9 protein-coding genes are annotated in these 13,265 nt (G+C 33.0%); 4 read left to right on the forward strand and 5 right to left on the reverse strand.

Features of this window, described 5'->3' with window-relative positions; genetic code table 11:
• Window positions 1-52: 52 nt before the first annotated feature.
• From A8975_RS04465 to htpG, 3 genes are all read right to left on the reverse strand, one after another.
• The gene (locus A8975_RS04465) at window positions 53-1,054 is read right to left on the reverse strand and encodes a transglutaminase domain-containing protein (RefSeq protein WP_134198809.1); all 1,002 of its coding nucleotides are present in this window, start codon (window positions 1,052-1,054) and stop codon (window positions 53-55) included.
• Between the two features lie 8 nt (window positions 1,055-1,062).
• Window positions 1,063-1,740: a carboxypeptidase-like regulatory domain-containing protein gene (locus tag A8975_RS04470; protein WP_243832946.1), complete on the reverse strand. Its 678-nt coding sequence runs from the start codon at window positions 1,738-1,740 to the stop codon at window positions 1,063-1,065.
• 190 nt (window positions 1,741-1,930) lie between these two features.
• The gene (gene htpG / locus A8975_RS04475) at window positions 1,931-3,817 is read right to left on the reverse strand and encodes a molecular chaperone HtpG (protein WP_131505748.1); all 1,887 of its coding nucleotides are present in this window, start codon (window positions 3,815-3,817) and stop codon (window positions 1,931-1,933) included.
• Between the two features lie 178 nt (window positions 3,818-3,995).
• On the opposite strand from htpG, the gene A8975_RS04480 reads away from it, so the two are divergent.
• Window positions 3,996-5,006, forward strand: a complete 1,011-nt coding sequence (locus A8975_RS04480; RefSeq protein ID WP_134198810.1) for a 3-oxoacyl-ACP synthase III family protein — start codon at window positions 3,996-3,998, stop codon at window positions 5,004-5,006.
• A gap of 670 nt (window positions 5,007-5,676) precedes the next feature.
• Here the strand turns inward: A8975_RS04480 and A8975_RS04485 are convergent.
• On the reverse strand, window positions 5,677-8,058 hold the full coding sequence (locus A8975_RS04485) for an outer membrane beta-barrel family protein (protein ID WP_134198811.1): 2,382 nt from the start codon (window positions 8,056-8,058) through the stop codon (window positions 5,677-5,679).
• Window positions 8,059-8,163: 105 nt separating this feature from the next.
• Between A8975_RS04485 and A8975_RS04490 the strand changes: the two genes are divergently transcribed.
• Window positions 8,164-8,526 carry a CoA-binding protein gene (locus A8975_RS04490; RefSeq protein WP_134198812.1) on the forward strand — a complete coding sequence of 121 codons (363 nt, stop codon included), beginning with the start codon at window positions 8,164-8,166 and terminating at the stop codon, window positions 8,524-8,526.
• Here A8975_RS04490 and A8975_RS04495 read toward each other — a convergent pair.
• Window positions 8,497-9,945 (reverse strand): sodium:solute symporter, encoded by a 1,449-nt coding sequence (locus A8975_RS04495; RefSeq protein WP_134198813.1) that lies wholly within the window; start codon window positions 9,943-9,945, stop codon window positions 8,497-8,499. The two genes, A8975_RS04490 and A8975_RS04495, sit on opposite strands and share 30 nt — an antisense overlap.
• A gap of 83 nt (window positions 9,946-10,028) precedes the next feature.
• On the opposite strand from A8975_RS04495, the gene A8975_RS04500 reads away from it, so the two are divergent.
• Window positions 10,029-12,551 (forward strand): T9SS type A sorting domain-containing protein, encoded by a 2,523-nt coding sequence (locus tag A8975_RS04500; protein WP_134198814.1) that lies wholly within the window; start codon window positions 10,029-10,031, stop codon window positions 12,549-12,551.
• Between the two features lie 94 nt (window positions 12,552-12,645).
• A complete protein-coding gene (recR, locus tag A8975_RS04505; protein ID WP_134198815.1) occupies window positions 12,646-13,263 on the forward strand; it encodes a recombination mediator RecR in 618 nt (205 codons plus the stop codon).
• The last annotated feature ends 2 nt before the right edge of the window (window positions 13,264-13,265 follow it).

A 13,265-nucleotide genomic window follows, 5' to 3' on the forward strand; every position in this document is an offset into this window, starting at 1 on the left:
TGATAATTTACAGTTTATTATAAGACGACCAAATAGTTTTTTAGTTACAGTTTTACTTAATAACCTTTACTGTGTATGTTGCAACAATGTCGTTATTGACTTTTATATGCACATCATGATAGCCTTTGTGTTTAAAGGTGTTGTTGAATGAAATGCTAGTGTCGGTTTTTTGTAAGTCTTCGATTTTAAATGAGTGTTCCTTTGAGCCAACAAATTGTACAAGCTCTACTCGGTCTTGAGGGTTAGATGCTAATGTCTTAAAACTAAAATGTAATGCTTCGTCTTTTTTAGTGGTCACATTAAGTGTTTTTGGATAAGTAGGAATAATTTTGTGCTCAAACGTTTCACCATACACGATAGCTTGAGGTGTAAATTTGGTATTTGCTAACGAATCATTTAAAAACCATTTTTTATCCAACGGAAAATGATTTTTAGCAAAAAGAGTAGGGTCTGTTAAAAAATAGCCATCATTATAATCTTTAATAAAACTCGTGTTTAAAGTAAATCCGCTAGACCAAGTGGCATCACACAAGTACCATTTATTATTGAGTTTTACAGCATTCCAAGAATGGTTAGCAAAGTCTAATGCTTCAACATTAGCAGAAACTGATCTTCCGTAACCATCAACAATCACACATTCAATGTCAGCTAAAAAGCAAAGTTCTTTTACCAAATAGGCATAACCTGTGCACATGGTTTTTTTGCGTTTAAGTAGTTTTTTAAAGGCTTTAACTTTAAACTCGTTATTCCATTTTAAATAAGCTACAGAGTCGTGTGCTAGCTTTCTTTTATGTTTAAAAACCTTATTGTCTTGACCAGGATCTGCTGTAATATTTTGGCATACCCAAAGGTAAATAGCCCTAAATTTTTCAACATCAGTTTTAAGATTAGCGGTAAGCTTATGCGCAAGTACAGGAAGGTTGTCAAGATCTTCTCCTTCATTTAATTTCACAATATTATCTGCACGTGTAAAATCGACAGTGTTAAAATCCGATACTTGCGCTACTGAAAAGCTTACAATACTAAAGGTTATTATAACGAGTGTTTTTCTCATGTTGTAGTTTAATTCCTTTTAGACTTGTAAACTTCTTTTGTTGCTACTTTTCCCATAATGATACAAGTGTCACCTTCCATCATAACTTGTAATGCTACACTAGAAGCAGAATTTTTATCATTAATAACCAATTTTTGAGATTTCATTCCTAAATAGCTAAAAACCAAAATATCTCCTTTTTTTAGTTTCTGCGGAAAAGTGAAGTTGCCATCAAAGTCGCTAGAAGTTCCAACTGTGGTACCTTGCAACACAATGTTTACTCCAGGAAGTGGCAACTCGCCATCAGTAACTGTGCCTTCAACGGTTATATTACTCTCTTGAGATTCTTGAAGCACTTTTGAACTGTTCTTATCTGAATTGTCAGACGTTTTTGATGTGTTTTGTGCTTGAGCAGTTCCAAACGAGAATAATGATAAACATGCTAAACCAACAGCACTTATAAAACTTAATTTTTTTCGTTTTGGAGTAGGTGAGTAGGTTTTTAACTGATTGTTGTTAAATCTGCCACATACATTTTGAGTTTCTTTTGCCTTAAAAAAAGCAATAATTTCATCTGACGTCATTTTAGTGAAATCAACAACTTCTTTTTCACATGAGCCACAAAAACCACCTTTTGCAGTTGGCGTAAATTTTTGAAAGTTTTCTTGACAAGGTGATTTAATACTTAAGTTGAATGGGTTTTTCATAATACAAAGTGTTAATGTTATATCTGTCAAACCTAGTAAAGACCAAGATGTTGTAAAATGAGGAATTGGTAAAAGGTATGTTTTAGTGAGGGAACATCACTTTTTGTTTAGGATAAAAAAAACCACTTCGTGTTAGGAAGTGGTTTTTTACTATAAGAACTACTAAATGAACTTCAGCTTGATAATTTGTTTACTTTATCATGTCGTAGCTACGCTTAATAAAGTTTGTAAGTTCTTCACCTTTAAGTAAGCCTTGACTTAAACGTGCTAAATCTAAACTTTGGTTTATTAAACGTTCTTTGTTTTCTTTGGTTTCGGTGTTTAAAATTTCACCAACCAATTCATGATTTGTGTTTACAACCAAGTTGTACATATCTGGCATGTTGCCCATACCAAACATACCGCCACCACCAGTTTGTTGCATCTCTTTCATACGACGCATAAACTCTGGTTGTGTAATCATAAATGGTGCAGCATCGCTATCCATAGGTTCTAATTGCACTGTGAATTTTTCAGCAGGAATTACTTCTTTAAGAAGTTCGTCTAGTGTTTTCTTTTCATCATCACTTAATTTTGAAATCTTGTTGTCATCTTTCTTAATTAAGTTGTCTATATGGTCAGCATCAACACGTGCAAACGAAATATTCTCTTTTGTCGTTTCTAGTTTTTGCATTAAGTGAGAAACAATAGGAGAATCTAAAAATAACACTTCGTAACCTTTTGCTTTTGCAGCTTCAATGTAGCTGTGTTGCGCATCTTTGTTTGATGCATAAAGAATAACAAGTTTGTCGTCTTTATCAGTTTGTTTTGCTTTTATAGCATTGTAAAGTTCGTCATACGTGTAGTGTTTACCATCTACAGTTGGGTACAATGCAAAGGCATCAGCTTTTTCAAAGAATTTTTCTTCAGAAAGCATTCCGTATTCAATCACAATTTTAATGTCATCCCATTTTGCTTCAAAATCTTCACGGTTGTTATTGAATAACGATTTTAATTTATCAGCCACCTTACGTGTAATGTAAGACGAAATTTTCTTTACAGCACCATCGGCTTGTAAGTAACTACGAGAAACGTTTAACGGAATATCAGGAGAATCAATAACACCACGAAGCATGGTTAAAAATTCTGGAACAATACCTTCTACGTTATCTGTTACAAACACTTGGTTTTGGTACAGTTGAATTTTATCTTTTTGGATGTTGAGGTCGTTAGTCATTTTTGGGAAATATAAAATCCCAGTTAAATTAAACGGATAGTCAACATTTAAGTGAATGTGAAATAAAGGTTCTTCAAACTGCATTGGGTACAACTCGCGGTAGAAGCTCTTGTAATCATTATCTTCTAAATCTGTTGGTTGCTTTGTCCAAGCAGGATTTGGATTGTTTATAATATTGTCAACCTCTTTTGTTGGTGCAGGATCATCTTCTTTTGCATCTTCAGGTTTTGGTAAGGTCTCTGTTTTTGTTCCAAATTTAATTGGCACAGGCATAAACTTGTTATACTTTGTAAGTAATTCGCTTATGCGGTTGTCTTCTAAAAACTCGGTAGAATCTTCAGCAATATGAAGAATAATTTCAGTACCTCTTTCAGTTTTATCGTGGGCTTCTAATGTAAACTCTGGTGAGCCATCGCAAGTCCAATGTGCAGCTGGTTCATCTTTGTAAGATTTTGTAATGATTTCTACTTTTTCAGCAACCATAAACGCTGAATAAAAGCCAAGACCAAAATGTCCTATAATTCCTGAATCTTTTGCAGAATCTTTGTATTTGTCAAGAAATTCTTCGGCACCAGAAAAAGCAACTTGGTTGATGTATTTTTCAACTTCGTCAGCAGTCATACCTAATCCTTGGTCAATAATGTGAAGTTTTTTACCATCTTTATCAACTTTTACTTCAATTTGCGGATTACCGTATTCAACGCTAGCTTCACCAATACTGGTTAAGTGCTTAAGCTTTAAAGTTGCATCAGTTGCATTACTAATTAACTCACGTAAAAAGATTTCGTGGTCACTGTATAAGAATTTTTTAATGAGCGGGAAGATGTTTTCTACCGATACATTAATGTTTCCTTTTGCCATAATATATGTGTTTTATTGTATTTGTAATTATGTTCATTCCAAAGACAAAAAAAATACCAAGCCCAAAAAAGTGACAAAGTGACATTATATAAAATGTTATGCACGCATAACGATAGATTATTTTTTTTAAAGAGGTTTTATTTTGAAATATTTAAATTGCGAAGCTAATTTTTATGATATGTATAATTCAAAAATAATAGGTTTAGGTTCTTATGTGCCTGACAATGTGGTAACCAATGATGATTTAACCAAGTTGATGGATACCAGTGATGAATGGATTCAAGAGCGAACAGGAATTAAAGAGCGTCGTTGGGTAAAACCAGGAAGTGGTGATACCACATCTGCAATGGGTGTAAAAGCAGCTAAAGTTGCTATAGAACGTGCAGGAATTGATAAAGATGACATTGATTTTATCATTTTTGCAACCTTAAGTCCAGATTATTACTTTCCTGGACCAGGAGTTACCGTTCAAAAAGAATTAGACATAAAAACAGTTGGTGCATTAGATGTACGTAACCAATGTTCTGGTTTTGTTTATGGGTTATCGGTTGCTGATAATTTTATAAAAACAGGAATGTATAAAAACGTGCTTGTTATTGGAAGTGAATTACATTCTCACGGATTAGATAAAACCACTAGAGGAAGAGGTGTTTCGGTGATTTTTGGAGATGGAGCAGGAGCAGCAGTTTTAACACGTGAAGAAGATAATAGTAAAGGTATTCTATCAACGCACTTGCATTCTCAAGGAGAACATGCCGAAGAGTTAAGTTTGATAGCTCCAGGAATGGGAAAACGTTGGGTAAATGATATTATAGCAGATAATAATCCTGATGATGAGAGCTACTATCCTTACATGAACGGACAATTTGTATTTAAAAATGCAGTAGTTCGTTTTAGTGAAGTAATTATGGAAGGCTTAATGAAAAACAAGTTGCAGGTAAATGACATTGATATGTTAATTCCGCATCAAGCCAACTTGCGTATTGCGCAGTTTATTCAAAAGAAATTCCAATTGGAAGACGACCAAGTATTTAATAATATTCAAAAATACGGAAACACAACAGCAGCTTCTATTCCTATTGCTTTAACTGAAGCTTGGGAGCAAGGAAAAATAAAAGAAGGCGATACTGTGGTTCTTGCTGCCTTTGGAAGTGGATTTACTTGGGGAAGCGCTATTATAAAGTGGTAAAGGCTCAATAAAAAAGTAAAAGTTATAACCATAAAAAAACCCGAAACTTTAAAACGTTTCGGGTTTTTTCGCTATTAACCAACTTACTAACACTAAACTATAAAACAGTGATATTTTAATTGATTAACTTTAAAACTTATCACTATATCTTAGACGTAGAAAATTAAAATTTATTTCATTCGTTAACACTTTTAACTATCAATTAACAAAAATTAAAAAACCCAAAGCAATAACCTTGGGTTTTAAGTTTAACACTTACTACTATTTTTTGAATTTTGATTGATGAAGGCTAATTCAAATTAATCTAAATTCTTTAAGAAAGTAGCTAGTTATATAATAGACGAGTTAATTGCGTATGTATTACAGTTTTTAATAAATTTTTAAAGAAAAAAAGCCCAAAGTTTTCACTTTGAGCTTTTGTGTATAATGTGTTGTTTTCAAGCTTTTTATAATTTATGAAGGCTAATTCAAATTAACTTAAACTTGTCGATTACATTATGACTGCAAAAAAATGACTTTTTGGTGATTTATCCTTCATAAATAATGAAGAATAACATTTTATTAACTTTATAAAAAGTAAAAACCCGAAACAAAAATGTTCCGGGTTTTCTTATTCAATAACCAAGCATTAACACTAACCATCAACTATTACGCTGGCTATCAAATATTTTTACATGAAACCACCACTTCCTTGGGTTTCATTATCATCTCTTTGTTTTCTGCTTAACGCTCTGTATTTTCCACCACCAAATCGGTAAGATAATCCTATGCGCCATTGGTTGCTTTCCCAGTTAAATTCGCCTTCAGTAGGAAAAGGTCTTGTACCATCAAAAGCAAATTTCATTGAGTTGAAAATATCACTGTAGCTAAAACTAAAAGTTGCTTTGTCCTCAAGGAACGTGTAACGTAAACCTGTGTTAACTAATGTCATTGGTTTTCTTGTGTTTTGAAGCCCTTTTTCTTGCCCTCTATACATTCCGAAAAGAGATAAATTCAAACTTTTAGTAACTTTAAAGTTGTTGTTCATTCTAAAGTTAAAAGTAGAGTTGTCTACATCAACGTTTTCTTGTTCTACAACACCTCTTACAGTTCTGTAATAAAACTCAGCACTTGTATTTAAACTCCACCATTTTGTTGGTCTGTAGTTTGTAGAGGCTTCAACACCATAAGCTGAATTGTTGTCAAAGTTATCGTAAGTTAATATTACGCTTTCTCCTGTTGGATCTTCTGGATCTATATAAACAGCTCTGTTGATTTCATCTTCAATATTTCTGTAAAATGTACCAGCAGTTATGCTACCACCTTTTATGATTTTAGTATAGTTAATTTCAAATGAATTGGTAAACTGTTGTCTTAATTCAGGATTACCAATTGAAGTTACTCGAGGTGTACTCCATTCTCTAATTGGGTTGATTTGTCCTAAACCAGGACGATCAACACGTCTACTATAACTAAATTGTAAAGTGTTTTTTTCTGAAAGATTATAGGTTGCAAATACAGATGGGTAAATACTGAATTGCTCATCAGTAAATTTGGCATTGTCTTGAGTGTCTTGAGCAAAGTTAGCTTCAACTTCATATTGCTCTAAACGCGCTCCAACTTGGTAAGACCATTTTTCAAATGTTTTGCCATAAGTGGTGTAAAACGAATATATGCTTCTATTGTACTCATAATTAGAATCGAATAAATTAGCATTTGTAGTATCGTAAATATTATCAGAGTTATTAGATCTGTATTCTGCACCAATTTCTAGTTTAGCCTTTTCAGATAAAGGGTTAACATAGTCTAAATTTATAACAGTATTGTCTCTTTTGTTATCAACAACATCAATATAACCAGTGTTGTCATTAAACGCGAAGTTAGCAAACTCATCACTATCAAACGTGCTATAGTCAGCTTCTAAACTTATATTATGACCTTCTTTTTTGAAGTCGTGTTTATAAGCTCCATTGTAGGTTGAAGTGTTGTTTTCATTTGAGTTATTGAACACCTGACGGAAATCAGGAAAATCATTATTTAAATATAATACATCTGTAGTTCCGTTACCTTTACCATCATATATATTTTGATTGGTGTAAAATGAAAGTGTATTACGATCGTTAATATAGTAATCTACTCCAATTTTATAAAGGTGCGATTTGTTGTTGTTACCAAAATCGAACAATTGCTCAGTATTGTTGTCAAATCGCTCTATCATTCCGTAGTTTTTGCTTTTCCCTATGTTGTTACCGTAATTTCCGTAGAAGTTAAGTTTTCCATTTCGGTAGTTCATGTCAATTGAACTGTTGAAGTTAGGACTGATTTCTTTAGCGAAACCTATGTTTACATTACCATTAAAACCAATGTTTGTGTTTTTATGAAGAATGATGTTGATAATACCACTCATTCCTTCAGGATTGTATTTAGCTGATGGGTTTGTAATTAACTCAACACTTTTAATTGATGTAGAAGGAATTTGTTTTAATAATTGAGCTGCAGGTACATTGGTTGGTTTACCGTCTACAAGTACGCGTACATTTTCATTACCACGCAAACTAATGTTTCCGTTTTGGCTGTCAACACTTACTGCAGGAAGATTGTTCATAATTTCTGAAGCAGTCGCTCCAGTAGTAGTAAGGTCTTTACCAATAGTAATGACTTTTCTGTCAACTTTTTGTTGAATTGAAGATACTTCTGCTACAACAGTCACTTCGTCAAGGCTTGCAATATCTTCTTCAAGCATAATGTTACCAAGGTCAATTCTGTAACTGCCTTTATCGACAATTATTTCTTTGGTTACTGTTTTGTAACCAATGTATTGAGCGCTTAAAAAACTTTTACCTTCAGGTATGTTTTTAATTTCAAAATTACCTTGATCATCAGTAATCCCACCAGTAATAGTTGTACCAGCAGCATTTTTAATAATAATGTTTACGTAAGGTAAGGGTTGGTTGAGGTTTACGTCTAATACTTTTCCGGTTACGGTTCCATCTTTTTCAGTGTTAGCTAATGTAGCATTTGCAGTTAAAGATAGGGTAAAAGCAAATAGACAAAGCAATAATAACTTTTTCATTTTTTGATTGATTGATTAGTTTTGTTTTTTTACGATTGTATTTGATAGACGCCTTTATGAATTTTGTGTTACTCTTTTTAACACTACTTAACAACATTTTAACATATGAGCAAAAAAACCTTAGTATTTGGAGCCTCTATTAAGCCTAATAGATATTCAAACTATGCTGTAGAACGATTAGTGAATAATAACCATGAGGTAGTAGCTTATGGAAGCAAAAGCGGGACGATTTCAGGAGTTGAAATTGATACTGAATTATTACCTTATAAAGATTTAAATACTGTTACACTTTATCTTAACCCAACGGTTCAAAAAGAATATTACGATTATATTATTGGGCTTAAACCTGAGCGAGTTATTTTTAACCCAGGAACAGAAAACGATGAGTTTTATAAATTATTAGATAAAAACAATATTCCTCATGAAGCGTCTTGTACTTTAGTGCTTTTGTCTACGAATCAATATTAATCCTAAATAGGTTAGTAATCCATTTATAATAAGGATTTCAAAGCCAATTTGATAACCGTTGAATAAAGTTTCGGAATAGGCGTTTAAAAGATAAGATACAATAGGAGCAATTATAGCAATAATCCATACATATTTGTCTTTTATTTGAGATTTGGTTAGAATACCAAAAGCAAACAACCCAAGTAGTGGTCCATAGGTGTAACCAGCAGCTTTAAATAATTCCCAGATAACAGAAACATCTTTAAAAATTAAATCAAAAAGTATAATTACAAGTACTAAAACTATACTTGTGAAAATATGTACTGTTTTTCTGATTTTCTTTTGTTGTTCTTTTGGTTTTTTGTCTAGCTCAATAATATCGATGCAAAACGAAGTCGTTAGTGAAGTAAGCGCTGAGTCTGCACTAGAGTAAGCAGCAGCGATTAAACCAAGAATAAAAAAGGCTGAAGTTATGATTCCTATTTCAGGTAGCATAGCTATGGTTGGAAAAAGGTCATCTTTGCTTGCTGTAATATTATTTTGTTGTGCATATTGAGTAAGTAAAAGACCAAGCACTAAAAAGAGAATGTTTACAAAAATTAAAACCACACTAAAGCTTACCATGTTTTTTTGAGCTTCTTTTAGGTTTTTACAGGTTAGGTTTTTTTGCATCATATCTTGGTCAAGTCCAGTCATGGTAATAGTTATGAACATACCTGCCAAAAAGCTTTTAACGAAATATTGAGCATCATTCACATCTTCAAAAAAGAATACTTTACTCATTGTACTTTCCTTTACATTGGTATAAATGTCAGAAACACTATTTAAGTCTAGTGCAGATGCTAAAAACAGAATAGTAACAACTACTGAAACCAACATGAAAAGTGTTTGAAGCGTATCAGTAAATATGATGGTTTTAATTCCGCCTTTAAATGTATAAAGCCAAATAAGCGCAATAGTGATGATAACCGTTATAAAAAAAGGAATTTCAAACTGATTAAAAATTAGTAATTGTAGCACTTTTGCTACTAAAAATAAACGAAATGCAGCACCAACAGTTCTTGAAATTAAAAAAGCAACAGAACCGGTTTTATAACTCGTGTTTCCAAATCTATCTCTTAAATAGGTGTAAATTGAAGTTAGGTTTAGCCTGTAGTAAATAGGTAATAATACATAGGCAATTACTAGGTAGCCAAACAAATACCCAAAAACAACTTGTAGATAACCAAACTGCTTACTCTCTACAGCACCAGGAACCGAAATAAAAGTAACTCCCGAAAGTGAAGCACCAATCATTCCAAAAGCAACAAGGTACCAAGGAGCAGATTTATTGGCTTTAAAGAACGCTTCGTTAGAATCTTCTTTACTTGTGAAGTAAGAAATTAAAATTAATACGACAAAGTAACCAATGATAAGTAGTGCTATTGAACTAGGAGACATAAAAATAAAATATTAACAATACTATTGTTTTTAAAATACTATTTTTGAAAAATTTAATAAAACACAATATTAACTAAATTAAAATGAAAAAATTTTACATTTCTTTAGTTTTCTCATTATTCATGATGACATCTTGGTCTCAAGAATATAAAAGAATGATGGATGCAGGTACCTACACTGTAGAAGAAATCATAGCAGAGGCTGAAGCTTATTTTGCAATTGAAGGAACTGGACAAGGTAAAGGTTACAAACCTTACAAAAGATGGGAATACCAAGCCTTGAGAAATATGGATGAAAACGGAATGCTTAAAACGCCTGAGTTTTATTTTGAAGAACTTGAAAACTACAATAATTATATTAATCAAAATTCAGGATTAGCAAGAACTACTGTTGGTACTTGGGAGCAATTAGGACCAACAAATTGGAACCAAACAAGTGGATGGAATCCAGGAGTAGGAAGAGTAACATCTATTGCTGTAGATGCTTCAAACTCTAATCATATTATTGCAGGAGCAAACTCTGGAGGTGTATGGAAAACTCTTGATGGAGGCGCTACTTGGGAGGTGTTAACAGACAATATGTCGAATTTATATGTATATGCATTAGCAATAGATCCTAATGATTCATCAACATATTATTGGGGAACCACAAGCGGAAATATATTTAAGTCTACTGATGCAGGAGCTACATGGAATTTCTGGTCTGATACTGGAAATGGAAGTGTAAATAAAATCATTATTGATCCGGCAAATTCTAACAAAATGTATTGCAGTGTGCAAAGTGGAGGTATTTTTAAATCTTCAAATGCTGGAGCTAACTGGACATTAATAAACGAGTCTGCAACAAATGGTTATGATGTTGAGTTTAAACCAGGAGATTCTAACACCATTTATGCTTCAGGGCAAGGTGTATTTGTGTCAACAGATGGAGGAACTAACTTTTCTGAAATTACAGGTGTATTTTCAAATGGACCTAAGATGATAGGCGTTTCAGCTAATAGTCCTTCAACAGTATATGTTATTGAAGCCAGTGGAAGTGCATTCGGAAGCTTGTACAAATCGACAGATAGTGCTGTTACTTTTAGTGAGTTAGACCACGATGGTAAAAATTATTTTGGATATAGCTCTGACCCTGAAGATCCAAGCGATGTTGGTTCTGGTCAAGCACCTAGAGATATGGATATAACAGTTAATCCAGCAGATGCAAATGAAGTACATATTGCTGGTATTAATACGTGGCGCTCTTTAGATGGAGGTGTTTCATTTAATATTTCTTCCCAGTGGATTCCGCAGAATGCTGCAGCACAGGGGATTGGGTATTGTCATGCTGATGTAGATATTTTGGAGTTTGTAGGTGATAAGTTATATGCAGGAACTGATGGAGGTATTTATGTTGCTAATAACCCTTCTTCAGCGTTAACAGCAAATTTTTATACTGATTTATCTGCTGGAATGAGTATCAAGCAGTTTTATAAGTTTGGTATTACGCAGTCTGATCCTGTAATTATTAGTGGAGGTTCTCAAGATAATGGAACATCAGCGTATTTGGCTAATGGAGATTGGATTGATTGGTTAGGCGCAGATGGAATGGAGTCGTTTGTTGATAAGAATAATAGCAATATAATGTATGGTACTTCTCAATATGGTACTACATACAAAACTATTAATGGAGGATCAAACATATCTAATTTAGTTAAGCCTGACGGAAAAGGAGGTCAAAACTTTTACAATTGGGTTGTGCCTTTTGAGCAAGATCCACTTGTTCAAAATACTATTTATATTGCTTTTGACGAGGTTTATATGTCTACTAATGGAGGTACAAGTTGGACTTCAGTGTCGCAAAATTTTGGTGCTAACATAGACAATTTAAAAGTAGCGCCTTCAAATAGTAGCTACATGTACTTGTCAATAAATGGAAACTTATATAAAAATACTTTTGTAGGTATTGTTAATAGTTGGTCGCAGCTCTCTGGGTTTTCGGGTTCTGTAAATTCGATAGCAATTCATCCAACAGATCCAAATAAAGTAGCAATAGCTACAACATCTACTCAAAAAGTATATGTGTCTTCAAATGGAGGAGTAACTTGGACTCCTTATGGATTTGATTTACCTAACTTTAGCGCTCAGGCTTTAACCTGGCATGACAATGGTGAGGATGGTTTATACTTAGGTATGAACTATGGTGTATATTATATTGATAATACTACAGGAAATAGCTGGCAACCATTTAGCAATAACTTACCTAATGTAATTATTAGCGAGCTTGAAATAAATACAGTTGAAAACAAAATTTATGCAGCTACTTATGGTAGAGGTGTGTGGAGGTCTAATTTGTATGATGCTAGCTTAAGTGTTAGTGAGTTTGACTTACAATCGTTAAATATGTACCCTAACCCAGCAAAAACTCAAATTAATCTACGTTGGGATAAAGGAGATGACGTGTCAATAAGAATCTATAACTCTATTGGTAAATTAATGTATTATGCTAAGGATGAAAATCTTTTAGATACTTACACAATAGATGTTGCTCAATACGCTTCTGGTCTTTATTTTGTTAAAGTAAACACCTTAAATGGAGTGGTAACTAAAAAGCTTATTATAGAATAAAGCTTTATAAAACATTATAAAAACCCAATACTGTAAAAAGAGTATTGGGTTTTTTGTAAGTAATAAACTCATAAATTGTAGTACCTTTGCTTGTATGGAATTTTCTTCAAAATTATTAGAAAAAGCTGTTGATGAAATGTCTCAATTACCAGGTGTTGGTAAGCGTACTGCGTTACGTTTAGTACTACATTTATTGGGACAGCCAAAAGAAAATACATTGCAGTTAGTCGAAGCATTAAGCACTATGCGTAATGATATTAAGTTTTGTAAAAACTGTAATAATATTAGCGATACCGATTTGTGCGAAATTTGCTCAAACCCTAATAGAGTAGAAGATGTTATTTGTGTAGTTGAAGACATTAGGGATGTAATGGCAATTGAAAACACAAGTTCTTTTAAAGGATTGTATCATGTGCTTGGAGGCAAAATTTCTCCTATGGATGGTGTTGGTCCTAACGATTTAAACATTGAACCATTGGTTCAAAAAGCTAGAGAAGGAAAAATCAAAGAGCTTATTTTTGCCTTGGGTTCAACTATGGAAGGCGATACTACTAATTTCTATATTTATAAGCAAATACAAGAGTTTAATATCACTACATCTACTATTGCTAGAGGTATTTCGGTAGGTAATGAGTTAGAATATACTGACGAAATCACCTTAGGTAGAAGTATCATTAACAGAATTCCTTTTGAAACCTCTTTAAAATCGTAAAG

The organism is Meridianimaribacter flavus, from assembly GCF_004366715.1.
GTDB lineage: Bacteria > Bacteroidota > Bacteroidia > Flavobacteriales > Flavobacteriaceae > Gaetbulibacter_B > Gaetbulibacter_B jejuensis.